Origin of the sequence: Rhizobium sp. 0TCS1.26, assembly GCF_050455525.1 — a bacterium.
Classification (GTDB): Bacteria; Pseudomonadota; Alphaproteobacteria; order Rhizobiales; family Rhizobiaceae; genus Neorhizobium.
On sequence record NZ_JBCIYV010000002.1, the window covers coordinates 572,730 to 597,844 of the forward strand.

General features: G+C 64.0%; 28 protein-coding genes. 14 read left to right on the top strand and 14 right to left on the bottom strand.

The window, feature by feature from the left end:
* Positions 1-53: 53 nt before the first annotated feature.
* Entirely contained in the window at positions 54-1,058 is a 1,005-nt protein-coding gene (ispH, locus tag AAIH46_RS09940; protein WP_430305698.1) for a 4-hydroxy-3-methylbut-2-enyl diphosphate reductase, read from the bottom strand.
* Positions 1,059-1,221: 163 nt separating this feature from the next.
* Entirely contained in the window at positions 1,222-1,629 is a 408-nt protein-coding gene (locus AAIH46_RS09945) for a winged helix-turn-helix transcriptional regulator (RefSeq protein ID WP_430305699.1), read from the bottom strand.
* 71 nt (positions 1,630-1,700) lie between these two features.
* Between AAIH46_RS09945 and AAIH46_RS09950 the strand changes: the two genes are divergently transcribed.
* A complete protein-coding gene (locus AAIH46_RS09950) occupies positions 1,701-2,525 on the top strand; it encodes an NAD(P)H-binding protein (RefSeq protein WP_430305700.1) in 825 nt (274 codons plus the stop codon).
* 6 nt (positions 2,526-2,531) lie between these two features.
* Here AAIH46_RS09950 and AAIH46_RS09955 read toward each other — a convergent pair whose 3' ends face one another.
* The 8 genes from AAIH46_RS09955 to coxB all read right to left on the bottom strand — a co-directional run bounded on the left by AAIH46_RS09955 (position 2,532) and on the right by coxB (position 9,091).
* Entirely contained in the window at positions 2,532-3,305 is a 774-nt protein-coding gene (locus AAIH46_RS09955; RefSeq protein WP_430305701.1) for an SURF1 family protein, read from the bottom strand.
* Positions 3,274-3,657, bottom strand: a complete 384-nt coding sequence (locus AAIH46_RS09960) for a DUF983 domain-containing protein (protein ID WP_430305702.1) — start codon at positions 3,655-3,657, stop codon at positions 3,274-3,276. The genes AAIH46_RS09955 and AAIH46_RS09960 overlap by 32 nt, the downstream gene beginning before the upstream one ends.
* A 105-nt stretch (positions 3,658-3,762) precedes the next feature.
* Positions 3,763-4,638, bottom strand: coding sequence for a cytochrome c oxidase subunit 3 (locus AAIH46_RS09965; protein WP_430305703.1), 876 nt, complete (start codon positions 4,636-4,638; stop codon positions 3,763-3,765).
* Between the two features lie 56 nt (positions 4,639-4,694).
* Entirely contained in the window at positions 4,695-5,306 is a 612-nt protein-coding gene (locus tag AAIH46_RS09970; RefSeq protein ID WP_430305704.1) for a cytochrome c oxidase assembly protein, read from the bottom strand.
* Between the two features lie 23 nt (positions 5,307-5,329).
* Positions 5,330-5,467, bottom strand: a complete 138-nt coding sequence (locus AAIH46_RS09975; protein ID WP_430306573.1) for a hypothetical protein — start codon at positions 5,465-5,467, stop codon at positions 5,330-5,332.
* Positions 5,464-6,420, bottom strand: a complete 957-nt coding sequence (locus tag AAIH46_RS09980) for a heme o synthase (protein ID WP_430305705.1) — start codon at positions 6,418-6,420, stop codon at positions 5,464-5,466. Before AAIH46_RS09980 ends, AAIH46_RS09975 begins: the two co-directional genes overlap by 4 nt.
* Positions 6,421-6,485: 65 nt before the next feature.
* The gene (gene ctaD / locus AAIH46_RS09985) at positions 6,486-8,192 is read right to left on the bottom strand and encodes a cytochrome c oxidase subunit I (protein WP_430305706.1); all 1,707 of its coding nucleotides are present in this window, start codon (positions 8,190-8,192) and stop codon (positions 6,486-6,488) included.
* Between the two features lie 14 nt (positions 8,193-8,206).
* The gene (gene coxB / locus AAIH46_RS09990; RefSeq protein ID WP_430305707.1) at positions 8,207-9,091 is read right to left on the bottom strand and encodes a cytochrome c oxidase subunit II; all 885 of its coding nucleotides are present in this window, start codon (positions 9,089-9,091) and stop codon (positions 8,207-8,209) included.
* Positions 9,092-9,387: 296 nt separating this feature from the next.
* Here coxB and AAIH46_RS09995 point away from each other — a divergent pair, with 296 nt between their 5' ends.
* From AAIH46_RS09995 to AAIH46_RS10005, 3 genes are all read left to right on the top strand, one after another.
* Complete coding sequence (locus AAIH46_RS09995) at positions 9,388-9,987, top strand: invasion associated locus B family protein (RefSeq protein WP_430305708.1); 600 nt, start codon at positions 9,388-9,390, stop codon at positions 9,985-9,987.
* Positions 9,988-10,184: 197 nt separating this feature from the next.
* The gene (gene tldD / locus AAIH46_RS10000) at positions 10,185-11,600 is read left to right on the top strand and encodes a metalloprotease TldD (protein WP_430305709.1); all 1,416 of its coding nucleotides are present in this window, start codon (positions 10,185-10,187) and stop codon (positions 11,598-11,600) included.
* Complete coding sequence (locus AAIH46_RS10005) at positions 11,597-12,043, top strand: bleomycin resistance protein (RefSeq protein ID WP_430305710.1); 447 nt, start codon at positions 11,597-11,599, stop codon at positions 12,041-12,043. Before tldD ends, AAIH46_RS10005 begins: the two co-directional genes overlap by 4 nt.
* Here AAIH46_RS10005 and AAIH46_RS10010 read toward each other — a convergent pair.
* Both AAIH46_RS10010 and AAIH46_RS10015 read right to left on the bottom strand, forming a co-directional pair.
* Positions 12,001-12,462: a type II toxin-antitoxin system HicB family antitoxin gene (locus tag AAIH46_RS10010; protein WP_430305711.1), complete on the bottom strand. Its 462-nt coding sequence runs from the start codon at positions 12,460-12,462 to the stop codon at positions 12,001-12,003. The two genes, AAIH46_RS10005 and AAIH46_RS10010, sit on opposite strands and share 43 nt — an antisense overlap.
* A 40-nt stretch (positions 12,463-12,502) precedes the next feature.
* The gene (locus tag AAIH46_RS10015) at positions 12,503-12,724 is read right to left on the bottom strand and encodes a type II toxin-antitoxin system HicA family toxin (RefSeq protein ID WP_430305712.1); all 222 of its coding nucleotides are present in this window, start codon (positions 12,722-12,724) and stop codon (positions 12,503-12,505) included.
* Positions 12,725-12,935: 211 nt separating this feature from the next.
* Here AAIH46_RS10015 and AAIH46_RS10020 point away from each other — a divergent pair, with 211 nt between their 5' ends.
* Both AAIH46_RS10020 and AAIH46_RS10025 read left to right on the top strand, forming a co-directional pair.
* A complete protein-coding gene (locus tag AAIH46_RS10020) occupies positions 12,936-13,616 on the top strand; it encodes an HAD family hydrolase (RefSeq protein WP_430305713.1) in 681 nt (226 codons plus the stop codon).
* A 126-nt stretch (positions 13,617-13,742) separates the two neighbouring features.
* Positions 13,743-14,798, top strand: coding sequence for a polysaccharide deacetylase family protein (locus AAIH46_RS10025; protein WP_430305714.1), 1,056 nt, complete (start codon positions 13,743-13,745; stop codon positions 14,796-14,798).
* A gap of 27 nt (positions 14,799-14,825) precedes the next feature.
* Here AAIH46_RS10025 and pdxH read toward each other — a convergent pair whose 3' ends face one another.
* Positions 14,826-15,440 carry a pyridoxamine 5'-phosphate oxidase gene (gene pdxH / locus AAIH46_RS10030; RefSeq protein ID WP_430305715.1) on the bottom strand — a complete coding sequence of 205 codons (615 nt, stop codon included), beginning with the start codon at positions 15,438-15,440 and terminating at the stop codon, positions 14,826-14,828.
* Between the two features lie 100 nt (positions 15,441-15,540).
* On the opposite strand from pdxH, the gene AAIH46_RS10035 reads away from it, so the two are divergent.
* The 4 genes from AAIH46_RS10035 (at position 15,541) to AAIH46_RS10050 (ending at position 18,902) form a co-directional block, all read left to right on the top strand.
* Positions 15,541-15,963 (top strand): RT0821/Lpp0805 family surface protein, encoded by a 423-nt coding sequence (locus AAIH46_RS10035; protein WP_430305716.1) that lies wholly within the window; start codon positions 15,541-15,543, stop codon positions 15,961-15,963.
* 196 nt (positions 15,964-16,159) lie between these two features.
* Positions 16,160-17,338 (top strand): J domain-containing protein, encoded by a 1,179-nt coding sequence (locus AAIH46_RS10040; protein WP_430305717.1) that lies wholly within the window; start codon positions 16,160-16,162, stop codon positions 17,336-17,338.
* 131 nt (positions 17,339-17,469) lie between these two features.
* Positions 17,470-18,288 carry an enoyl-ACP reductase FabI gene (gene fabI / locus AAIH46_RS10045; protein WP_430305718.1) on the top strand — a complete coding sequence of 273 codons (819 nt, stop codon included), beginning with the start codon at positions 17,470-17,472 and terminating at the stop codon, positions 18,286-18,288.
* Between the two features lie 23 nt (positions 18,289-18,311).
* Positions 18,312-18,902, top strand: coding sequence for a histidine phosphatase family protein (locus tag AAIH46_RS10050; RefSeq protein ID WP_430305719.1), 591 nt, complete (start codon positions 18,312-18,314; stop codon positions 18,900-18,902).
* 43 nt (positions 18,903-18,945) lie between these two features.
* On the opposite strand, the gene AAIH46_RS10055 is transcribed toward AAIH46_RS10050, so the two are convergent.
* Positions 18,946-19,209, bottom strand: coding sequence for a DUF1344 domain-containing protein (locus tag AAIH46_RS10055; protein ID WP_430305720.1), 264 nt, complete (start codon positions 19,207-19,209; stop codon positions 18,946-18,948).
* 270 nt (positions 19,210-19,479) lie between these two features.
* On the opposite strand from AAIH46_RS10055, the gene AAIH46_RS10060 reads away from it, so the two are divergent.
* From AAIH46_RS10060 to AAIH46_RS10075, 4 genes are all read left to right on the top strand, one after another.
* Positions 19,480-22,023: an EAL domain-containing protein gene (locus tag AAIH46_RS10060; RefSeq protein WP_430305721.1), complete on the top strand. Its 2,544-nt coding sequence runs from the start codon at positions 19,480-19,482 to the stop codon at positions 22,021-22,023.
* 128 nt (positions 22,024-22,151) lie between these two features.
* The gene (gene aroC, locus AAIH46_RS10065) at positions 22,152-23,249 is read left to right on the top strand and encodes a chorismate synthase (RefSeq protein ID WP_430305722.1); all 1,098 of its coding nucleotides are present in this window, start codon (positions 22,152-22,154) and stop codon (positions 23,247-23,249) included.
* Between the two features lie 30 nt (positions 23,250-23,279).
* Positions 23,280-24,380, top strand: a complete 1,101-nt coding sequence (gene ribB / locus AAIH46_RS10070; RefSeq protein WP_430305723.1) for a 3,4-dihydroxy-2-butanone-4-phosphate synthase — start codon at positions 23,280-23,282, stop codon at positions 24,378-24,380.
* 188 nt (positions 24,381-24,568) lie between these two features.
* The gene (locus AAIH46_RS10075) at positions 24,569-25,075 is read left to right on the top strand and encodes a DUF1993 domain-containing protein (RefSeq protein ID WP_430305724.1); all 507 of its coding nucleotides are present in this window, start codon (positions 24,569-24,571) and stop codon (positions 25,073-25,075) included.
* Positions 25,076-25,115 lie beyond the last annotated feature (40 nt).

Here is a 25,115-nt window from a genome sequence, read left to right on the forward strand (position 1 = left end):
TCAATGCTCAAAACGCGCCACTGGCGCCTTTTGCCGGCTACCGCCGTCGCATTTCACCCATTCACCCAGGCCATGTCCTCGCGCGTCAGTTCGACGCTGCGAAGCTCGCGGTTGACGAGGAAATGCTCGTTTTCCTCTGTGGTGATGGCAAGCTCGACCTTGGCGTCAAAACGCTGGCGGAAGGCTTCGATGATCTCGTCGACGATGACCTCCGGAGCCGAGGCGCCGGCGGAAATGCCGAGCGTGCCGATCGGGCCGACTTCGTCCCAGGCGATTTCCGCGGCGCGCTGGACGAGCAGCGAGCGCGTGGCGCCGGCCCGGAGCGCGACCTCGACGAGGCGCTTGGAGTTCGACGAATTCGGCGCGCCGACGACGATGAACAGGTCGCAGCCGGGTGCCGCCTGCTTCACCGCCTCCTGACGGTTGGTCGTCGCGTAGCAGATGCTGTCGGCTGATGGCGCCGTCAGGTTGGGGAAGCGTTCCTGCAGCTTGGCGATGACGCCGGCCGTATCGTCGACGGAAAGCGTCGTCTGCGTGACATAGCCGAGATTGTCGGCATCGATCGGCTGATAGGCTTCCGCATCGGCAATGGTGTCGATCAGCGACACCGTGCCTTCGGGAAGCTGGCCCATGGTTCCGATCACCTCCGGATGGCCTGCATGGCCGATGAGGATCACGTGCCGGCCGAGGCGCTGGTGGCGCATCGCCTGCTTGTGGACCTTCGATACCAGCGGACATGTCGCATCGAGATAGAAGAGGTTGCGGGTCTGTGCATCCTCTGGCACCGATTTCGGCACGCCGTGGGCGGAAAACACCACCGGCTGGGCGCGATGCTCCTCCGGGATCTCATTCAGTTCCTCGACGAAGACGGCGCCCTTGGCTTCCAGTCCCTCGACCACATAGCGGTTGTGGACGATCTCGTGGCGCACATAGACCGGCGCGCCATAGGCCTTGAGCGCCAGCACGACGATCTGGATCGCCCGGTCGACGCCGGCGCAGAAGCCGCGCGGTCCGCAGAGGCGGATGGTGAGGGGTGGTTTCGACACCTGGATGTTCATGAGCGGTCCGGCTGAATGTCCATGTTCGCCCTCATATAGGCGAGCACGCCGCCCGGCGCCATGCAAAAAGGGTGTGATCGGCCAGCAAATGCCGTGAAACCCCCTGTACGCCCGCTGCCTGCTCGCCCGAATGGCGCAGCGGGCGACGAGGATAAGAGGCCGCTCAGACCGTCGGTCGATTGTCGAACGTCGCCTGCGCCGCCTCGATCTCGTGCTTGCTCTGCCGGCTCCAGATCACCAGGGAAGCAACCTGCGTTGCAAAGGAGCGACCGAGCGGCGTCAACTCGTAGGTAACGCTTGGGGGAACCGTCGGCTCGACATGTCGCAGGACATGCCCGTCCCGCTCCAGGCGGCGAAGCGTCAGCGTCATCATCCGCTGCGAGATACCGGAAAGCGCCCGTTCCAGCTCCCGATAGCGGCGTGGGCCTACCGACAGTTCCGCAAGCGTCATCACCGTCCACTGCTCGCCCAGCCGGTCGAGAATGAGGCGTATCCCGCAATCCTCGTGGTCTGGCGCGCCACAGGGCTCCATCGCCGGCTCAAGGCGAACATCGCTGTGCGTATCGGACAAGATTGTGCCTCCTTATGCAGCGTTTCGGATCGGTCTAAAGCCTCGCCAGACCAAACCGAAGGGACTGTTACATGATCTTGATCACCGGTGCATCTGGCCAGTTGGCAACCCTCGTGGCGCAAGCGGCGCGGCGCGCAGGATTGGCCCTCCAGACCGCGAGCCGCGCGTCGGATGCCGACCGCCCGATGGATTTCGACAGGGTCGAGACCCTGGACTTGTCCGGCGTCTCGACGCTGTTGCTCGTCTCTGCCGGTTATGCCGAGGACGATGTCGTCATCCAGCGGCATGGCGCGGTTCTGGAAGCCGCGCGCCGCCACGGCGTGGGCCATGTCGTCTACACCAGCCTTTCAGCCGCAAGCGATCATCTCGGCTTCGCGCTTGCGCACCGCTGGACGGAGCGCGCCGTCAAGGAGAGCGGTCTCGGCTGGACCATCCTGCGCAACGGCCTCTATGCCGAGCTGATCGGCATGCTTGCTGCCCCGCGGGACAGGCGGATCGAGGTGCCCTTCGGCACGGGCATGATATCGGCTGTCGCGCGCGCCGATCTTGCCGACGCGGCAATCGCGGTTCTCCGCGATCCGAAGGCTCATGCGGGGATGACCTACGAACTTGCAGGTATCGCGCCGTTCTCGGTGCCCGATCTCGCCCGGCGGCTTGCCGTCGATTACGCGCCGGTCAGTCTTGCGGCCGAGCGAGAACGGCTGTCCGGTCTGCCGCTCCTGGCGTTTCAGCCGCCCATGCTCCTGTCGATCTCATCGGCGGCCATGGCCGGTTTCCTCAGGGCCGAAACGAGCGATCTCGAGACCCTCGTCCGGCATCCACGCGACGCGCTGGCGGTTGCATGCGAAGCGGCTCGACTGGCAGGCGGCCTGCCGTCGGAGGCTGGGCAGCCGTGATCGCGCTCAGCCGCGGCGGCGCTTCCACCAGAGACTGGCAACGACCGCCACAAGTGCTAAGGCCAGGCCGTACCAGGTGACGGCATACTGCAGATGGCTGTTGGGCAGGTCGAACTGCGTGACTCCACCCTGCGGCCAGCCGCCGGGGTTCTTCACCGTCTCGTCGGCATCGACGAAGAACGGCAGGACGCGAGCCGGATCGAGCCCGGCGGCCGCGACCATTGCCGACCAGTCCTTCCAGTAGAAGATGTTCTTCGCCGGGTCGTTTTCCGGAACCAGCCAGGAGGGTTTTCCCGGCAAGCGGTCGCGCACATAGCCGGTGATCGTCACTTCGCCCGGCACTTGCCCTGGCTCCCGGGTGGCCGGCTCCTTCATCTCGTAGGGCACGAAGCCGCGGTTGACGAGCAGCGACCGTCCATCGGCAAGCCGCATCGGCGTGTAGACGTAGAAGCCGGTTCGGCCCTGATGGGTGGCAAAGAAATGCCGCTCGCCCGCATGGTCGAAGGTGCCAGAGGCCCGCACCCGCAGGTACTCCTGGACGGCTTCTCCCGTCCCGGCGGGAATGGCTGCCAGAAGATCGACGGGAGCGGCTGCCCGGCGCTCGGCGATCTCGGCCAGCAGCTGCTCCTTCCAGGCGAGACGCTGCATCTGCCAGGTGCCGAGCGTTACGAGCGCCGCCAGCAGCGCCAGCACCAGCACGCCAGTGGCAAGCCTTGCGGTACCGCTCATCGGCTTCAAGTCGTCACGCTCAGTCACGGTCGATGCGGCCTTCGCTGGCATTGTGGCGGTACTGGAGGGCGATCAGCACGCCCTTCAGCAGGCGCAGCGTTCCAAGGCAGACGACCACCGCGATCGGCAGGGTGATCAGCAGATGCAGGAGGATCGTCGGGTGGAAGGTGAACTCGAACCACAGGGCAAAGCCGACGACCAGGAAGCCGGCGATGAGCATGACGAACACCGCCGGACCGTCGCCGGAATCGGCAAAGCCGTAGTCGAGGCCGCAGGCGCTGCACTTCGGTCTCACCTTCAACAGCCCGTCGAACAGCTTGCCCTGGCCGCAGCGCGGGCAGGCGCCCTTCAATCCGGCGCGGATCGGGTCCTGGGAGGGGAAACGGGCGTTGTCCTCGTGCATGCTCTGCCTTTCAGGTCGGGACAGCGGTGGCCCCGGAAAGCGGCAGGGGCGGCTTTTCGACCGCCCCTGCCCGATATGCGTTACTTCGGAAGAGTGCCGGCCCGATCAGTGGGCCAGCGGCGCGCCCCAGTCGCCCCAGATGTAGATGGCGAAGAACAGGAACAGCCAGACGACGTCAACGAAGTGCCAGTACCAGGCGGCAGCCTCGAAGCCGAAGTGCTTCTGCGGGGTGAAGCCGCCGTTGATCGCCCGCACCAGGCAGACGAGTAGGAAGATCGTCCCGACGAAGACGTGGAAGCCGTGGAAGCCGGTGGCCATGAAGAATGTCGCGCCGTAGATCGAGCTCTTGAAGTCGAACGGCGCGTGGGCGTATTCGTAGGCCTGCACGAAGGAGAACAGCACGCCGAGTGCAACCGTCAGCGCCAGGCCGTTGATCAGGCCCTTGCGGTCGTTGTGCAGCAGTGCGTGGTGAGCCCAGGTGACGCAGGTGCCAGACAGCAGCAGGATCACCGTGTTGTAGATCGGCAGGTGCCAGGGATCGAGAACCTCGATGCCCTTCGGCGGCCACTGACCGCCGGTAAAGGCAACGCGCGAAGCCTGGATCGCTTCGTTGGCATAGAGGCTGGCGTCAAAGAAGGCCCAGAACCAGGCAACGAAGAACATCACCTCGGAGGCGATGAACATGATCATGCCGTAGCGCAGGTGCAGCGACACGACGCGCGTGTGGTGGCCTTCGCGGCCCTCCTTGATGGTATCCGCCCACCAGCCGATCATCGTGTAGACGAGGATCGCCAGGCCGATGAAGAACAGCCACGGATGGGCAAAGTCGATGCCGAACATGTGGAACTGGCCACCATGCAGGTAGCGCATGTAGCCGACGCCGCCGAAGGTGACGACGAAGGCACCGATCGACGCGAGGAGCGGCCAGATGCTGGGGTCTATGATGTGGTAGTCGTGGTTCTTTTGGTGCGCTTGCGCCATGGTCGGTCCCCGAAGTTTCTCCTCAAGCCTTCCCGCCTGCGCGGGCCGGCCCACTCTCACAGTTTCTTGGCGCTGTCCCCGGCCTTGCCATCGTTCAATCCGGCAACCGGATTTGCCCCCTGGCTCGGATAGAAGGTGTAGGACAGCGTGATATTGCGGATATTCCTGGTCTCTTCCGCCTTGGCGATCTCCGGATCGACGAAGAACACCACCGGCATGTCGAGCGTCTCGCCCGGCTTCAAGGTGGTTTCGGTGAAGCAGAAGCATTCCACCTTGTTGAAGTAGGCGCCGGCTTCCATCGGCGTGACGTTGAACACCGCCATTCCGGTCACCGGCTGCGGCGAGCGGTTGGTGGCGGTGTAGCTGATCTGCACGGTCTCGCCGATCTTCGGCTCGATCGAGCGGTTGACCGGCTTGAACTCCCAGTTCAGGCCGCTCGAGGTGTTGGCGTCGAAGGTGACGCGGATCGTCTGGTCGAGAATGGTCTCGGAATACTGCTCGACGCGTTGCGTCGTGCCGTTGTAGCCGGTCACCTGGCAGAACAGCCGGTAGAGCGGCACCGAGGCATAGGCGGCGCCGACCATGCCGCAGACGAACACCAGGCAGGCGACCAGGATCGCCATGTTGCCGCCGTTGCGGGTGCTGCTTTTCGTCTGTGTGTTGGTCATGGGTTCCTCCTCCCCGCTCCGCTTCAGCTCGGTGTGCCGAGCTTGATCAGCGTCACCACGTAGAAGAGCACCACCAGCGCCGCCAGCACCAGGCCGAGCGCAATGTTGCGTCCACGCCTGGATTTCTTCTGTGCATCGGTGATCTTGACGGTCTCGATCATAGCAGGCCTCCCAACCCGTCGGCGAAGACCTGCCCGTAATGGCTGGCGATGAGCGCCGAGAAGATCGCAAAAAGGTAGAGGACCGAATAGGCGAACATGCGCTTGGCGGCGACCATCTTCTCGTCCCCGTCCGGCATGCGCCAGACGGCGATGGAACAGAGGACGAAGACGGCGCCGAGCACCGCGGCAAAGGCTCCGTAGACCCAGCCGACAAGGCCGGTCATCGCCGGAACCACGCCGACCACCGCGGTCAGCACCGCATAGGCAACGATCTGGTGCTTGGTTGAGCGTTCGCCGGCGACGTTCGGCATCATCGGGATGCCGACCGAACCGTAGTCGCGCATCTTGAACAGCGCCAGCGCCCAGAAATGCGCCGGCGTCCAGAGGAAGATGATCAGGAACAGCACGATGCTGTCGAACGACACGCCGCCCGTCACGCAGGCCCAGCCGATCATCGGCGGGAAGGCGCCGGAAGCACCGCCGATGACGATGTTCTGCGGCGTCGAGCGCTTCAGCCACATCGTGTAGACGACGGCGTAGAAGAAGATGGTGAAGGCCAGAAGGCCGGCGGCGAACCAGTTGATCGCCAGGCCAAGGATGCAGACCGAAAAGGTCGACAGCGTCAGGCCGAAGGCCAGCGCCTCCTGCGGCAGGATGCGGCCATCGGGAATGGGTCGCTTGGCAGTACGGGTCATCACCGCGTCGATATCGGCATCATACCACATGTTGAGCGCGCCGGACGCGCCGGCACCCACCGCAATGCAGAGGATGGCGATGGCGCCGAGCACCGGGTTGATGGAGCCGGGCGCCAGCAGCAGTCCGGCAAATGCCGTGAACACGACAAGCGACATGACGCGCGGCTTCAGGAGCTCGAAGAAATCCCGCGCGCCGGCTTCGGACAGGTAGACCTTGTCCTCGCCGTCCAGGCTTGCGTGATTATCGATGACGGTCATGCGGCAGTCCTGTGCTGTGGTCGACGGCGGCGCGGATTTGAACCCGCGCCACCCTTGTCGTTCGATTACTTGATGCGGGGCAGCTGTTCCCACTGGTGGAACGGCGGCGGCGAAGACAGCTGCCATTCCAGCGTGGTCGCACCCTCGCCCCACGGATTATCGCCGGCGACGCGCTTCTTGGCGAAGGCTTCCCAGACGCTGAAGAGGAAGATCAGCACGCCGACGAAGGAGATGTAGGAGCCGATCGAGGACACGTAGTTCCAGCCGGCGAAGGCATCCGGGTAGTCGATGTAGCGGCGCGGCATGCCGGCAAGGCCGAGGAAATGCTGCGGGAAGAACACCAGGTTCACGCCGATGAACATCACCCAGAAATGAAGGTTCCCCAGGCGTTCGGAATACATGTAGCCGGTCATCTTCGGGAACCAGTAGTACCAGGCGGCGAAGATGGCGAACACGGCGCCGAGCGACAGCACGTAGTGGAAGTGGGCGACCACGTAGTAGGTGTCGTGCAGCGAGCGGTCGAGGCCGGCATTGGCGAGCTGGACGCCGGTGACGCCACCGACGGTGAACAGGAAGATGAAGCCGATCGCCCAGATCATCGGCGTGCGGAACGACAGCGAGCCGCCCCACATCGTGGCAATCCAGGAGAAGATCTTCACGCCCGTCGGCACCGCGATGACCATCGTGGCGAACACGAAGTAGCGCTGCGCATCGAGCGACAGGCCAACCGTGTACATGTGGTGGGCCCAGACGATGAAGCCTACGGCGCCGATTGCCACCATCGCATAGGCCATGCCGAGATAGCCGAAGACCGGCTTCTTCGAGAAGGTCGAGATGATGTGGCTGATGATGCCGAAGCCGGGCAGGATCAGGATGTACACTTCCGGATGACCGAAGAACCAGAACAGGTGCTGGTAGAGGATCGGATCACCGCCGCCTTCCGGCGCGAAGAAGGTCGTGCCGAAGTTGCGGTCGGTCAGCAGCATGGTGATGCCACCGGCGAGAACCGGGAGCGACAGCAGCAGCAGGAAGGCGGTGACCAGCACGGCCCAGGCAAACAGCGGCATCTTGTGGATCGTCATGCCCGGCGCGCGCATGTTGAGAATGGTGGTGATGAAGTTGATGGCGCCGAGGATCGACGAAGCACCGGCGACGTGCAGCGAGAAGATCGCCAGGTCGACGGCCGGTCCGGGTTGGCCCGAGGTGGAGAGCGGCGGATACATGGTCCAGCCGCCACCGACGCCGTAGGCGCCTGCGGGACCTTCGACGAACATCGAAAGCAGCAGCAGCAGGAAGGCCGGCACGATCAGCCAGAAGGAAATGTTGTTGAGCCGCGGGAACGCCATGTCCGGCGCACCGATCATGATCGGGATCATCCAGTTGGCGAAACCGCCGATCATCGCCGGCATGACCATGAAGAAGATCATGATCAGCGCGTGGGCGGTGGTGAACACATTGTACATGTGCTTGCCGCCGTCGAGTGCGGCGTCGCCCTCGAAGCCGTAGACCATGGCCGCCAGCCCGTGGAAGATCTGGATGCCCGGCTCCTGCAGCTCCATGCGCATGGCAACCGACAGAAGACCGCCGATGATGCCGGCGATGATCGCGAAGATCAGATAGAGGGTGCCGATGTCCTTGTGGTTGGTCGACTTGAACCAGCGCTCGAAGAAGCTCAGCTTGTGTTCGTGGTGATGGTCGTGCGCGTGGGCATCATGCGCCGTCAGCGCGTGAGCATCATGCGTATGACCGTCGGTTGCGGAATGTCCAGCCATTGTCCTCGCTCCCCTTACTTGGATTCTGCCGAAGCGACCTGGTCGCCGGACTTCGCGTCAAGCGACGCGACGAGTGCCTTGTAGGCGCCGGGCAGATCCTGGGCGGCCGTAGTCATCCAAGTGTTGTATTGTTCTTCCGACACCACGCGAATGGCGATCGGCATGAAGGCGTGGTCCTTGCCGCAAAGCTCGGAACACTGACCGTAATAGAGACCTTCCTTTTCGGCGCGGAACCACGTCTCGTTCAGGCGGCCGGGAACGGCGTCGATCTTGATGCCGAAAGCCGGCATGGCAAAGGCGTGGATGACGTCGGTCGGAGCGGCGGTAACCAGCATGCGGACGGTCTTGTTGACCGGCAGGACAACCTCGTTGTCGACGGCCAGCAGACGCGGATAGATCTTCGGATCCACCTTGCCGGCGGCGGCGCGATCTTCGTCCTTCAGCATGTAGCTGTCGAAGGCCAGCGGGTTTTCACCGCCTTCGTATTCGTAGTTCCACTGCCACTGCGTCGCAGTCGCCTTGACGGTGATGTCGGGATTTTCCGGCATCGTCAGCTGCGCGTTCAAGAGGTTGAACGATGGGATGGCGAGGAACAGCAGGATCAGCACCGGGCCGAGCGTCCAGGCCACCTCGATCATCGTATGATGGGCGGTGCGCGACGGCACCGGGTTGGCGCTCGCACGATAGCGGACGACGACCCAGACGAGCAGCGCCAGAACCAGCAGGGTGATCGGCACGATGAACCACAGGCTGTAGTGGTTGAACCACTTGATCTCATGCATAATCGGCGTCACCGGCTGCTGCATGTCCACCTGCCACGGCACAGGCTGATCGGCGCCCGCCCCCGAGGCGAACAACAGACAGATCATCGCAGCCATCGCTGCATAGGCTCTGTTCATCACGACTTCTCTCCCCAAGCGTTTGATCTGGATCAGATCGTCACGCATCTTCCCAAGCTACAGGCGTTGGTTCAACCACAGTTTAGCAGCAGCCGCAATATCCGGCGAGGCTTGGCGCCCGCCCGTGTGTGCGGCATTTTTGCCGGCAACCCGCCGGGAGCCGGAAAGCCCGGCGTTTCGGGCGGTCGGCACGGCTCCGCATTTTCGCCGCAGTCGGCTGGAAAGAGGTGGAGGGCTTTTCATTCGCGCTCCCGGCGACAAGAATAGCCAGACTGATTCGAAAGACCGAGGTATCCATGCGTTTCCCAACTCTGTGCGCCGCCGTCGTGGCCGCATTGCTGCCGGGTGTCCTGCTTGCAGGGCCGGCACTGGCCCAGACGGCGCAGCCGGCAGAGAAACAACCGCGTCCGCCAGTACAGGCCGCTCCGCAGGCAACACCGCCGCAGCAGCCGGGCGGCACGCAGCCGGGAACCGTGCGCGGCAGCCACGGCTCGTGGTCTGTGCTGTGCGACAAGCCGGCCGGGGCAACGGTCGAACAATGCGCGCTGATGCAGAACGTCATCGCCGAGGACCGGCCGGAGGTCGGGCTGTCCGTCGTGGTGCTGAAGACCGCCGACCGCAAGGCGCGCATCCTGCGCATCCTGGCGCCGCTCGGCGTCCTGCTGAAGGACGGCATGGACCTGTTCGTCGACAACAACAATATCGGCCGCGCCTACTTTACCCGCTGCTTTTCCGAGGGCTGCTATGTCGAGGTCGAGATCGACGACGAGTTGATGCGCATCCTGCGGGCCGGCAAGAACGCCGTCTTCGCGCTGCGGGAATCGGTGGACCAGGACCGGGTCGGCATCCCGATCGAGCTTGCCGGCTTTTCCGAAGGCTATGACGCGCTGCCTTAAGGCGTGATCGCGCCGGGCAAGCTTGCTTCGGCCTGCCGGCAGACCTACATCGGCCTCCAGACAGTCGGCTTCCGGTCAGGCCATTGCCGCTCAAACCGTCCCGTCCTCTCTTCCCGCATGGGAAGAGCGCGATCCGGTTGATGAGCGGGGTGCCGCCCGGCAAAGCCGAGACAATCCGGCAAGCGGAGCGAAGACCCATGACCACCGACCTGATCAACCTGTTCGATTGCGACGAGACCCGGCTTCGCAAGATTCTTGCGGACGCGCTCGTCGGCGCCGATGACGGCGAACTGTTCATCGAGCACGCGCAGGCGGAATCGCTGACCTTCGACAATGGCCGCCTGAAGGGCGGTTCGTTCAACACCGACCAGGGTTTTGGCCTGCGCGCGGTGGCTGGCGAAGCCGTCGGATACGCGCATGCGGGTGAGCTCTCAGCCTCGGCGCTATCGCGCGCTGCCGATGCGGTGCAGGCCGTCACCCGCGGCTATTCGGGTTCCTACGCGGCCGCTCCGCAGCGCACCAACAAGAAGCTCTACGGCGACGACAACCCGATCGGCACGCCCTCCTTCGAGCGCAAGGCGGCGCTGCTTGCCGAGGTGGATGCCTATCTGCGCGGCAAGGACCCGAAGGTCCGTCAGGTGAGTGCCTCGATAGCCGCCAGCTGGCAGGTCGTCGACATTCTCCGCGCCGACGGCCACCGGGTACAGGACATCCGGCCGATGACGCGCATCAACATCTCCGTCGTCGTCGGCGACGGCGACCGGCAGGAGAGCGGCTCGTTCGGCACCGGCGGACGCATCGGCTTCGGCGATTTCATCGCCGAGGGCAACTGGCAGACGGGCGCCGACGAGGCGCTGCGCCAGGCACTGGTCAACCTGGAAGCGATCGAGGCGCCGGCCGGCACCATGGACGTCGTGCTCGGCAACGGCTGGCCGGGTGTCATGCTGCATGAGGCCGTCGGCCACGGCCTGGAGGGCGACTTCAATCGCAAGAAGACGTCGGCTTTTGCCGGCCTGCTCGGCGAGATGGTCGCAAGCCCTGGCGTGACGGTGGTCGACGACGGCACGATCGACAACAGGCGCGGCTCGATCACCATCGACGACGAGGGAACGCCGTCGGGCTACAATGTGCTGATCGAGAACGGCAGGCTGGTCGGCTACATGCAGGACCGCCAGAACGCCCGGCTGATGGGCATGAAGGCAACCGGCAACGGCCGCCGCCAGGGCTATGCCCACCAGCCGATGCCGCGGATGACCAATACCTATATGCTGTCGGGCGACAAATCCCCGGAAGAGATCATCGCCTCGGTCAAGAAGGGCATCTATGCGGTGTCGTTTGGCGGCGGCCAGGTGGACATCACCTCCGGCAAGTTCGTCTTCGGCTGCACCGAAGCCTACATGATCGAGGACGGCAAGATCGGCCCGGCGATCAAGGGCGCCATGCTGATCGGCAACGGTCCCGATGCCATGAAGCGGGTATCGATGGTCGGCAATGACACCAAGCTCGACACCGGCATCGGCAATTGCGGCAAGGCTGGCCAGTGGGTGCCGGTCGGCGTCGGTCAGCCGCATCTCAGGATGGACCAGGTGACGGTCGGCGGCACGCGGACGTGAGCGACCCGTTTGCGGGAAGCGAAGGCACGAGCGGCAATGCTCTCGTGCCTGAACTTGCCGTCAGCGACTGGCGCGCGAGCCGCGCATTCTATTGCGGGCTGATCGGCTTTGAGGTGCTCTACGAGCGACCCGAGGAAGGCTTCAGCTTTCTGACCCTCGGCGGCGCGCAGTTGATGATCGACCAGATCGGCGTCGGGCGCACCTTCGGCAACGAGGCCACGCTTCAACGACCGTTCGGTCGCGGGCTGAACCTACAGATCCGCATTCACGATGTCGGTGCGGTGCTGCAGCGCCTGCACGATGGCGGCATTCCGCTCTATCTGCCGCTTGAGGAAAAGTGGTATCGGCGCAACGATCACGAGGTCGGCAACCGGCAGTTCGTCGTCGCAGACCCGGACGGCTATCTGCTGCGACTGTTCGAGGATCTCGGACCGCGCTTTTGATCCGTCGGCCTTTCCGGCCGGAACTCGCCCAATCTGCGCCTAGCCGCTTCGGCCAAGAACGCCGAGCGGCTTTGCTGTACGCGTTCCGCCGCACGGTCGACGGCCTCCACCAGGCGCTCATCCATGGAAATGTTGATCCGGATGGCTTTGGAGGGAAGTTCGTAACGGGCAAGGAACAGGGTCCCTGTCTCCAGATCAGCTTGGACTTCAGGATCGCTCCGCAATGCCTCAAGCGTGCGTATGGTCGGCAGGTCGTCGCCGTCCTCCACCATGACGGCGACATGAAACGTCAGCACGTCGTCGGCCTTGCGCAGAGCCTCCTCCTCGCTGTCACCCCCCGTGATACAGCCGGGAAAATCAGGAAATGAAACTCCGAAGCAGCCGTTTTCCTGATGAAGAATGCCGTAGGCGGCAGGCATGTCTTTGCTCCTTTGCTGTCAGCGGCCGGATGGCAGCGGATCACCAATCCCACCCGGCCTGGCGATAGATCGACCGCAGGGTACCCGTCGGCACCTCGCGCACCCCCATATCGAGAGTAACCTTGCCCGGCCTGCCGGGATGGACATACTGGACATGGTCGCCGGGACCATACCGTTCACGCTCCACCCCTCGTCCCGCAATCGCTGCGCAACGTCGCGTGGAGATAGTGGTGTATGTCTCGGCCCCATTGACATTCCCCATGTTGTGTATCCTTACACACAGGAGGAACTCCGTCAACGCGGCTGCAGGCGCTCGCTGGCAGAGCACTACGTCAGTTTAGGCCCGTCTTTTCCGCAATGCGACTTCCTCGGGTTTGCTTCCAATGTGCGCAAGCTGCTAACAGCAAATGGCCAGTCGACACTGGCCGGATGAGGCGACGTCCGACTTCAGTTCCATCGATCCCAAGGATCCCATGACCGTTCTTCCCCGCCCGCCAAAAGCCGTCGTCTTCGATATGGACGGTCTGCTGCTCGACAGCGAAGTTCTCTACCGCAGCTCGATCCTCTCGGCCGCCGTGCAGCAGGGCCTGCCGCTCGGCCCATCGATCTACGAGGGCATGCTGGGACGGCCATGGACCGGGATCTCCGATCTGCTGCGCGAGCATTACGGTCGCGATTTCGACGCCGACGCCTTCCGCGTCGTCTGGCTCGAACACTTCAACCTGCTGCTGGACACCGAGCTGCGGCTGAAGGCCGGCGTCACGGCACTCCTCGACATACTTGACCGGCACGATATTCCGCGGGCGATCTGCACCTCTTCCGGCCATGATCAGGTGCGCCACCACATGCAGCCGCTCGGGGTGCTGGACCGTTTCCACCATATCATCGCCCAGGGCGATTACGCCCGCGGCAAGCCGGACCCGGATCCGTATCTGGCGGCCGCCGACCGGCTGGGCGTGGCGCCGCAGGATTGCCTGGCACTCGAGGACAGTCACAACGGCATCCGCAGTGCCGCAGCCGCCGGCATGATGGCGGTGATGGTGCCCGACCTGCTGCAGCCGACGGATGAGATCCGGGCTTTGTGCGCCTTCGTCGCCGACAGCCTCGACCATTGCTGCACCTTCTTCGACGCTAGAGGCACGCTGCGCGGTTAAGACCGGCTGCATCGCGACAACTTCCTGCGGCAGGCGCGGTTTCGCCACACGCATTTATCAAGACTTAACAGTCTTCACGCTAGCGTGACGTGTATCACTGGGTGAACAGCAGGTTCGGCGAGACGCATGGGCGGAAATCTCGATGCCATATGGCGCCGCGGGGTCAAGCGTGGCCTGATCGCCGGCGGGCTGGAAACGGCCAATCTGCTCGCCCGGCTGGGCATGATGCGCCAGGCGCGTGGCCGCGGCGCGATCTTCACGCTCCATCATGTTCGCCCGTTCCGCGCCCGCCGCATCGAACCGAACGCACATCTTGAAATCACGCCGGAATTCCTCGATGCCGCCATCCGCCGGCTTGCCGAGGATGGCTATGATTTCATTGCGCTCTCAGACGTACCGGACCGGCTTGCCCATCCGCCGGAGCGGCCGTTCGCCTGCTTCACCCTCGACGACGGCTACCGGAACAACAGCCAATACGCGCTTCCGGTTTTCGAGCGCCACCAGGTGCCGTTCACCGTCTTCGTCAACCAGGGCTTTGCCAACCGCAGCCACACGATCTGGTGGGAGACGCTGGCGGAACTGCTGGATGCCGAGAATGAACTCAGCTTCGACTTCGGATCGGGCGAGCAGCGCCTCGCGCTGTCGACTACCCAGCAACGGCTGGACGCCTTCGACCGGTTCGCGCTGTTCATCCAGATGAACGACGAGCAGATCGCCGTCGAAGCGCTCGACCGGCTGGCGCGCCGGCACGGACTGGAGCCGCTGGCGATTACCGAAGCGCTGACCATGGGCCACGAGGATCTGATGCGCCTCAGCCGCCATCCGCTGGCCTCTCTCGGAGCCCATACGGTCAGCCATCGGGCATTGAAGAGACTGTCGGACGAGGATGCCGGAGCAGAGATGCTGCGCTCCGCCGACTGGCTGGAAACGCTGACCGGACAGCGGCCGGAGACGATCGCCTATCCTTACGGCACGCATGCCGCCGTGTCGGAGCGCGAGCAGGCGCTGGCGCTGGCGCTCGGCTTCCGGGTGGCCGTCACGACGCAGCCGGGGACGATCTGCGAACGCTACCGCGACCGGCTGACGGGCCTGCCGCGCATCTCGCTCAACGGCTATTATCAGGAGCCGCGCTACGTGGCGGCCCTGGCATCCGGCATCCCCTTCGCCCTGCACCAGGGCTGAGACGACTTGTAAGCCAACAGTCGGGGCTTAGGGATACATCCGGATCTTCGACCAGCCCTCGCCGTCGCGGCGGAATTCGACGCGGTCGTGCAGCCGGAACTGCCGGTCGTGCCAGAACTCGATGCTTTCCGGCTCGATCCGGAAACCCGACCAGAAGGGCGGGCGCGGGATTTCGCCGATCGCGTAGCGGGCCGTCACTTCGGCGACCGCCTTTTCCAGCGCAAACCGGCCTTCCAGCGGACGCGACTGCTTGGAGGCCCAGGCGCCGATGCGGCTGCCGCGGGCGCGCGACGCGTAATAGGCATCCGCCTCTTCGTCGGAGACGACCGTCACAGGACCACGGACGCGCACCTGGCGGCGCAGCGATTTCCAGTGAAAGCACATGGCGGCCTTCTTCTGGCCGAGGATTTCCTGTCCCTTGCGGCTCTCGAAATTGGTGTAGAAAACAAAGCCGCGCGTGTCGAAACCCTTCAGAAGAACCATCCGGACATTGGGCAATCCGTCGCTATCGACGGTGGCGAGCGCCACGGCATTGGGGTCGTTGATCTCGGATCCCTCGGCTTCCTTCAGCCATTCGCCGAACAGCGCGAAAGGCTCGCTTTCCTGGGTGAAGTCACCGCTTGTTAACCGTTCTTCGGACATATTGACTTAAACGCTCCCGATCTGATCGAGTGAACCCGTGAACCTTTTCCGGATTGGACGCAAGGTGGCTGTGACCGCAAAAACGAAAAAGCAAAGGGGAATGCCGCTGTCGTTCACCGTCAAAGCCGCCCTTCTGATTCTGATGCCGATTTCGGTTTGCGGCTGCACCAGCGGCAGCTTCGACCTGTTCGACAGCACGGCCAAGGTCGACCGCAGCATATCCACCTCGTCGGTGCTGAAGCGCTCGCAGGAGGCCGTCTCGGACCAGGCGACAGTGCTGAACGCGGTCACCTCGACGGATGTCGAAAAGCTTGCCGGCGCCCCCCTCCCCTGGGCCAACACCTCGACCGGCAGCGCCGGCGTCGTCTCGGAGATCCACGAGACGGCTGATGCCGGAACCCGCTGCCGCCGCTTCGTCACCACCCGCCACGCCTATGACGGGATCGCCCAGTTCAACGGCCAGGCCTGCCTCGACGGTACAGGCCAATGGTCGATGATGGACTTCCAGCAGCGGACGAACTGATTACCTTCTGGTAAGCTTAATTGCAGTCTCGCAGATTGCGTAAAAGCATCTTTACCTGTTGAGCCGCTAGCCTCCCCTTGCACAGGCCCATGGACCATGCTCCGCCGACGGAACTGGAACGTGAGCATGGGAGTTGTTTGCGGGCGAGCGTCTCCGATCCGACAGGAGGGCGCCGTCCAGGTAACCGGTGGCTTTTATGCGCGATCCCTATTCAGTTCTTGGCGTCAAACGCGATGCAGCAGTCGACGAGATCAAGGCCGCCTGGCGGTCGAAGGCCAAATCCCTGCATCCGGACCATAACCAGGATGACCCGAGCGCCAACCGACGCTTTGCCGAAGTCGGCCAGGCCTACGAGGTGCTGAAGGATCCGGATCGCCGGCGTCGCTACGACCGGGCGGCGGAAGCCCACCAGACGATCATGCAGCAGCGCGAAGGTGCGCGACAGGCCGAAGAGCGGGCAAAGGCTGCGCGTGCCAAGGCCGAGCAGGTGATGGAAGAGCTGGCGCGGGCGAATGCCCAGCGTGCCCAGGCGCAGGCGGCAGCGGCCTCCGAAGCGCCCGAGGACATCGTCGAGCGGATCTTCGGGCAGACGGCGGAAGCCGCATCCGGGGGCGGCCGGCGTGCCCGCGCGACCTCGGCGCAGCAGGCACACTACCAGACGCAGAGCCGGGCATCGCAGGAACAGGCCGCCCCGGGCCAGGGCCAGCCGGGTAGCCGGACGACCGCACCCGACGGCGACACTGCCGATACCGCCACAACCGGTGATGAGGCACCGGCTGCAAAGCCGTCGGCGCCGCTGCCGCTGCAGGCGATCGAACTCATCACCTCGCTGATGCGGCGCATCCGCGGCGAAGTTCCGCCGCCGGAAAAGGCGCCTGACCTTCTTGCCTCGGCCAACGTCAGCCTTGAGGACGTGCTGAAGCTCAACATCGTCACGCTTCACCTGTCGGACGAGCGCGAGATCCGCTTCCCGCTGGAGGCCGGAATGACCGACGGCGAGGAAGTACGGCTGAAGGGACAGGGACTGCGGCTGGCCGGCATGCAGCGCGGCGACCTCCTGGTCACCGTCCGGATCGGTCGCGACGAGCGATTCCGCGTCGAGGGTCACGATCTGCACACGGCGCTGTCGATCTCGCTCGAAGATGCGGTTCTCGGTGGCGAGCACGAGGTGGAGACACCCGGTGGCCGGATGACCATCTCGGTGCCGGCATGGTCGGGATCCGATCAGTATGTCACGGTTCCAGGCCTCGGCCTGTTGAAAAAGGATGGCGAGCGCGGTGACCTGATCGTCGAACTGCGGGTTCTCCTGTGGGAAAAGCCGGACGCCAAAGTCATCGATCTGATGCGTCACATGCGCCACGGACTGTTTGTCTAGCCGCTTCTCGACGACATCCGGGCCGTGCACCCTTTGTTACGCCGCCTTACATCAGATGATCTTCGTCATGCTTGAACGCTGAGACCGGCTATGCCATAGGCATCCTTCGTCGAAGTCTCAGAGGATAGAGTATGGCTCAGGCAACCGGTCTCATGGCAGGCAAACGTGGCATCATCATGGGTGTCGCGAACAACCGCTCGATCGCATGGGGAATTGCCAAGGCCATTCACGCTCAGGGTGGCGAGGTTGCCTTCACCCATCAGGGAGATGCGCTGAAGAAGCGTGTCGAGCCTCTGGCCGCCGAGATCGGCGCGCTGATGGCCGGCCACTGCGACGTCAGCGACGAGGCGTCGATCGACGAGGTGTTCGCCAACATCGAAAAGCAGTGGGGCAAGATCGACTTCCTCGTGCACGCCATCGGCTTCTCGGACAAGGACGAACTGACCGGCCGCTATGTCGACACGACGCCGGACAATTTTGCCAAGACCATGCAGATTTCCGTCTACTCGTTTACCTCCGTCGCCCGCCGCGCCGAAAAGCTGATGACCGACGGCGGCTCGATGCTGACGCTGACCTATTACGGCGCCGAAAAGGTGATGCCGAACTACAATGTCATGGGTGTCGCCAAGGCCGCGCTCGAAGCCAGCGTCAAATATCTCGCGGTCGACCTCGGCCCGAAGAACATCCGCGTCAACGCCATCTCGGCCGGCCCGATCAAGACGCTGGCCGCCTCCGGCATCGGCGATTTCCGCTACATCCTCAAGTGGAACGAATATAACGCGCCGCTGCGCCGCACCGTGTCCATCGAGGAAGTCGGCGATGTCGGCCTCTACATGCTGTCGGATCTGTCGCGCTCGGTGACCGGCGAAGTTCATCATGCCGACAGCGGCTATCATGTCATCGGCATGAAGGCAGTCGACGCTCCCGATATCTCCGTCGTCAAAGACTAAAAGGCGCAGTTAAGGCAACGGCCGTGCTCATCTACATGATCCGCCATGGGCAGACCGATTGGAATGCCGAAGGCCGGCTGCAGGGGCAGAAGGATATCGGCCTCAACGAGATCGGCCGGGCCCAGGCGCGTCAGAACGGCGCGGCTTTGAGAGACCTGCTTGGCGACGGCGCGCACAGCTTCGATTTTGTCGCCTCCCCCCTGTCGCGTACCCGCGAAACCATGGAACTGGCACGCGCCGCCATCGGCCTTGATCCGCTGCGCTACCGGACCGACGAACGGCTTGTCGAACTGTCGTTCGGCGACTGGGAAGGCTTCACGCTGGACGAGGTTCGCCGTGTTTCACCCGACCGCCTGAAGATGCGCTCGCGCCAGAAGTGGAGCTTCATTCCGCCCGGCACGGATGCCGAAAGCTACGAGATCCTGTCATGGCGGGTGGGCGCCTGGCTGCAGTCGGTCGACAGGCCGACGGTCTGCGTCAGCCATGGCGGCGTGATCCGTTCGATCCTGAAGCTGGTCGGAGGGTGGGACGAGACGGAGGCGGCGAAGTCGGCCATCCCGCAGGACCGGGTACTGGTCATCGACCGCGATCTCGGCAAGGCCGAGTGGCTCTGAGCGGCAGCCCGTTCCGAGCGTCCAAAGAGCGCTTGCCTGGATGTTACTGCGACAGGACCTGCAGGTCGTCGATGACCCGCGTGCCGTCGACGACGGTGTAGAAGACGACGACCTTGACGCCTGACGCCAGCCCGTCGAAATTGAATTCCTCCGGCACCTTGTAGGTCTTCCCGTCGTCCAGCGTCAGGTTCAGCTGCTTCACGTCGATCGACTTGATCGTCGCCTCGACATCCATGCTTTGCGCGCTCCCAGACAGCGGAGACAAGAGGCTTGCAGTGGCCAGCAGGGCGGCAATCAGGATGCGCATCGAAGAGACTTTCATAAACGGGGCAAGCTTTTTGTTTATCAACGGTTTTCTGCCTTCTGATTGTGGCGAAATTTGACCTGATTGATGACAATTTAGCTGCGATTTCCTTTGTGGATATTAACCTTTTCTGCCGTCACCTGTTCCAAGCCCGTCCGTCATGCACAACCGGGACAAGAAATAGGGGAGTAGTTCATGCAGTCCAGCTCAAGGGGAAATTAACTGGCAGTCCCTAGCGTCGGGCCGATCACTGCGCAGTCTCAAGAGAAGGCCTTGCATTTGTTGCCCAAGCTGTCTGCCTCACGGCGCCCGGACCAGGCGTCCGCCAGTTGGCGAAATTCGCTGACGATCGCGCTCGGACTGGCGTCCCTGGGCGTCGCCGGTGGCACAGCGTTCGCCTATGTCGAGATCCAGTCCCACTATGCGCTGCATGCGGCGGCTGAAGGTCAGGCGGGAATAGCGGCATTCGGCGACAGCCTGGCGCAGGACCCACTCTCCTTTCGCTTCTTCCTGATCATTGCAGCCCTTGCAACGATCATTCCGGCATTGATCGGCAGCATCCTGGTAAGGGAGCGCAACCGCCACATCGCCATGTTGAAGGCCCGCGAGGCAAGCCTCCTCGACCTGTCGCAGAAGTTCAACCTGGCGATGGAGACGCCGAACATCGGCATCTGGGAAGTGACGGAGGACAACTACCTGTGCTGGGACGTTCGGGCGGCCATGCTGCACGGCCGGCATATCGATACCGGCACTAGCCGGCTCAACGATTGGCTGCGCTCCGTCTATCCGCCCGACGTCGGGGCGGCCGAAGCGCATTTCTTCACCTGCATCTGCTCCACCGCTCCCTGCGCGCAGGTCTACCGCGTACAGCTTCCGGACGGCGAGATCCGTCACCTGCGTTCGGCCGGCGCCACCTATCGCGGCAGCGACGGCAGTGCCCGCACCACCGGCATCGTCTGGGACATCACCTCCGACATCATGGTCAACCAGACGCTGCGTGAGGCGAAGGAAAACAGCGACATCAAGAACGCCGAGCTGGAGCTGGCGCTCGACGAGCTGTCCAACCGCGAACAGGATCTCGAAGAACTGTCGACGCGGCTGGACCTGGCGCTCGCCTCGTACAATTGCGGCATCTGGGAATGCAATCCGATTACCCGGACGGAAGTCTGGGATGCGCGAATGTGCCAGCTGTATGGCATCCCCCACACCGACGGCCGGATCAGCGCCCAGCAGTGGCTGACGCTTATCCACCCGGAGGACCGGGAGGTCGCCGAGGGGGTTTCGCCAAAGTTCCCGCGGTCGATGCGCGAGACGCTGACCGTGCGCGTGCCGCAGCCGGACGGCAGCATCCGTTTCGTCCGGTCGTTCGGCAAGGCGCACAGCATGCGCGACGGCTCGCTAAAGATCGTCGGCATCGCCTTCGACGTGACCGAAGACATGCGGCTGACGCAGCAGCTGCAAGCCGCCATGCAGGAGGCGGAAGCCAAGAATGTCGAGCTGGAGCAGGCCAAGCACCGGATCGAGCACAACGCTCTGCACGACCCGCTGACGCAGCTCGCCAACCGCCGCAAGCTCGACCTGGAGCTCGACGCGCTGGCCAAGGACAGCTGCGTCGAGCGGCTGCAGGTATCGATCCTGCACCTCGACCTCGACCGCTTCAAGCAGATCAACGACACGCTCGGCCATGCGGCCGGCGACGCCATGCTGATGCACGCGGCGCGCATCCTGACCAGCAGCGTCGACCCGCAGGACGTCGTGGCGCGCATCGGCGGCGACGAATTCGTCATCCTGGTGCGCGACGGCCGCGACGCCGAGGCAATCGCCGAGCTGGCAAATCGGATCATCACCGCGCTGCGCCAGCCGCTCGACTATGACGGATTTTCCTGCCGCTGCGGCGTCTCGATCGGCATTGCCGAGGCGAGCGGCCTGCGCATCGATGCGCGCCGGACGCTGATCAACGCCGACATCGCGCTCTACCGGGCCAAGCGCCAGGGCCGCAATCGCTACGAGTTCTTCACCCACAATCTGCAAGCCGAGATCATCAACCACAAGCGCACCGCCGACGAACTGCTGACGGCGCTCGAGACCAGCCAGTTCGCCACCTGGTACCAGCCGCAGTTCTGCGCAAGGACGATGCAACTGATCGGCGTCGAGGCGCTGGTGCGGTGGGAGCACCCCTATCGCGGCCTGCTGACGCCGGACGCCTTCCTCGACATCGCCGAGGATCTGAACGTCTCGGCCGCCATCGACCAGGTGGTGCTGGAGACGGTGCTGACCGACCAGATGCGCTGGCAGGCGCAGGGGATCGTCGTGCCGCGCGTCTCGGTCAACGTCTCCTCCAAGCGGCTGAAGGACGAAAGCCTGATCGCCACCCTGGAGACACTGGCAATCCGGCCGGGCCAGATCGCCTTCGAACTGGTGGAATCGATCTTCCTCGATGAGAGCGAGGACGTCGTGACGCACAACCTGGCGCGCATCAAGGCGCTCGGGATCGACATCGAGATTGACGACTTCGGCACCGGGCACACCTCGATCGTCAGCCTTCTGAAACTGACGCCGAAGCGCCTGAAGATCGACCGGCAGCTGGTGATGCCTATCCTCACCTCGCCGCAGGAGCGGTCGCTGGTGCGGTCGATCATCGAGATCGCCAAGTCGCTCGGCGTCGAGACCGTGGCAGAGGGCGTGGAGACGATGGAACATGCGGAACTGCTGCGTCGGCTCGGCTGCGACATGCTGCAGGGCTACGCATTCGCTCGCCCGCTGTCGTTCGCGGATTTCACCCAAGCTGCCCGCGGCGGTTTCCCCAAAGCCGCCTGAACACGACACAGCGTCTCCAATCCTGCGCCGTTCGCGGCACAAAAAGGCCTTTCCACCGGTCCCGCTTTTCCACTATGACAGGGCCGCTCAACGTCATGGCGGCCTCGGTTGCCCAACGGTCAGGTCTCATGTCGCATAACACGTTCGGTCATCTCTTCCGCGTCACCACATGGGGTGAAAGCCATGGCCCCGCGCTCGGCTGCGTGGTCGACGGCTGCCCTCCGGGCCTCGCCTTCACCCAGGAGGAGATCCAGAGCTTCATGGACAAGCGCAAGCCGGGCCAGTCCCGCTTCGTCACCCAGAGGCGCGAGGACGACGTGGTCAAGGTGCTGTCGGGCGTCATGCTGTCGGACGATGGCGTGACCATGGTGACGACCGGCACACCGGTTTCCATGCTGATCGAGAACACCGACCAGCGCTCCAAGGACTACGGCGAAATCGCCCGCCGCTACCGGCCCGGCCATGCGGACTTCGCCTATGACGTCAAATACGGCATTCGCGACTACCGCGGCGGCGGCCGTTCCTCGGCGCGCGAGACCGCAGCCCGGGTGGCCGCCGGCGTGCTGGCCCGCAAGGTGCTGCCGGGCGTGACCGTTCGCGGCGCGCTGACGCAAATCGGCCGCCACAAGATCAACCGCGCCAACTGGGACTGGGCACAGGTGGACGAGAACCCGTTCTTCTGCCCGGATGCGCAGATGGTGCCGGTGTGGGAAGAGTATCTCGACGAGATCCGCAAGTCGGGCTCGTCGATCGGCGCCGTCATCGAGGTCGTGGCCGAAGGCGTGCCGGCAGGTCTCGGCGCGCCGATCTACGGCAAGCTCGACCAGGAAATCGCCTCGGCGCTGATGTCGATCAACGCGGTCAAGGGCGTCGAGATCGGCGAAGGCTTTGCCGCCGCCGAACTGTCCGGCGAGGACAATGCCGACGAGATGCGGATGGGCAATGACGGCGTACCGATGTTCCTCTCCAATCACGCCGGCGGCGTGCTTGGCGGCATTTCGACCGGCCAGCCGCTCGTCGCGCGGTTTGCCGTGAAGCCGACCTCGTCGATCCTCACCGAGCGCCTGTCCATCGATGCAGACGGCAACAATGTCGATGTCCGCACCAAGGGCCGCCACGACCCGTGCGTCGGCATCCGTGCCGCACCGATCGGCGAGGCGATGGTGGCCTGCGTGCTTGCCGATCATTACCTGCGCGACCGCGGCCAAACCGGCCGTCAGCGGTAGCCCGGCTCCAGACAAAATAGGATCAAGACAATGCCGTTCGATCAGAAGCGCGTCGCCGACGCCATCCGTGCCTTCGAAGCAGGCGAGATCGTTGTCGTCACCGACGACGACGATCGCGAAAACGAAGGCGATCTCATCGTCGCCGCGGTGCACTGCACGGCCGAAAAGATGGCCTTCATCGTGCGCCACACATCCGGCATCGTCTGCACGCCGATGCCGCGCGAGGAGGCCAAGCGCCTCAACCTCAACGCCATGGTGGCGGAAAACGACAGCGCCCACACGACGGCCTTTACCGTCAGCGTCGATTTCAAGCACGGCACGACCACCGGCATTTCCGCCGACGACCGGACGCTGACCGTGCGCAACCTCGCCAACCCGAATGTCGGCCCCGCCGACTTCGTCCGCCCGGGCCACATTTTTCCGCTGATCGCCCGCGAGGGCGGCGTGCTGATGCGCTCCGGCCATACGGAGGCTGCCGTCGACCTCTGCCGGCTGGCCGACCTGCCGCCGGTCGGCGTGATCAGCGAGCTCGTCAACGACGACGGCACCGTCATGCGCGGCCCGGACGTCACGGCCTTCGCCGAAAAGCACAGGCTGCTGCAGGTCTCGGTTGCCGACCTCATCGCCTACCGCCAGCGCAAGGAAACGCTGATCGAACTGCAGTCGAGCTTCGACATGGCAACGCCGATCGGCCCGGCGACGGCGCATGCGTATTCGCTGCCCTGGGATCCGATGCAGCATCTGGCGGTGGTGTTCGGCGATATCCGCGACGGCGTCGACATTCCGGTGCGCCTGCATCTGGAAAACGTCGCCAGCGACGTGTTCGGCGATACCCGCTCGATCGAGCGCTACATGGACCGGATCGCCGAAGAGAAGCGCGGCGTGATCATCTACCTGCGCGAGGGATCGGTCGGCGTCGGCCAGAAGGGCACCAATCGCCGCTCGCGGATGGGCACGGAAGATCACGGCAATGCGCAGGTGCGCGACAGCGAATGGCTCGAGATCGGCCTCGGAGCCCAGATCCTCAAGGATCTCGGCGTCAGCTCGATCAAGCTGATGACGAGCCGCGAGCGGCATTATGTGGGGCTCGAAGGCTTCGGCATCCGGATCGGCGAGACCGTCATCCTCTGACACCCGGCAGACGGCAATCCAGCCGGGAGTTTCACCTGGCAGCCGGTTGTGGGCAAGCCATGGGGCTAGCCTGGATCGGCGCGGTCAGACAATCGCAGTCCGACCACTTGCGCGGCTCTCGCCGCACTCCCACTTGTCCGGCTGCCGGCAGCACCGGACAAACGACGTTCTCTTTCAAGGAAAATTTGATGTCAGTGACACTCTACGAGGTGAGCGTGCCGGTCTTCATCCGCGGCCTGGGCAACCTTTCCGCCATTCTGGAGAAGGGACGCGCCTTCGCCAAGGAGAGCGGGCTTGCCGACAGCGACCTGCTCGAAGCTCGGCTCTTTCCAGACATGGGCAACCTGATCGCGCAGATCCAGCGGGCGAGCGACACGGCAAAGTTTGCCGCTGTCCGCGTCGGCGAGGTCGAGAACGAGTCGATGCAGGATGACGAACAAAGCTTCGACGACCTGCAGGCGCGCATCGCCAAGACCATCGCTTTCCTCAAAGCCGTACCCGCTGCATCGATGGACGGACGCGACGACGCGATCGTCGAGGTGAAGTCCGGCGGCGGCGTCCGCACCTTTACCGCCCGCGACTACGTGCTGGGCTTTGCCATCCCCAACTTCTTCTTCCACGTGACCACGGCCTACGCGCTGCTGCGCCACAAGGGTGTGCCAGTCGGCAAGATGGATTATCTCGGCCGTTCGTAAGTAACTGCGTCGAGGGAAGGCTTCGGCACCAGAATAACTT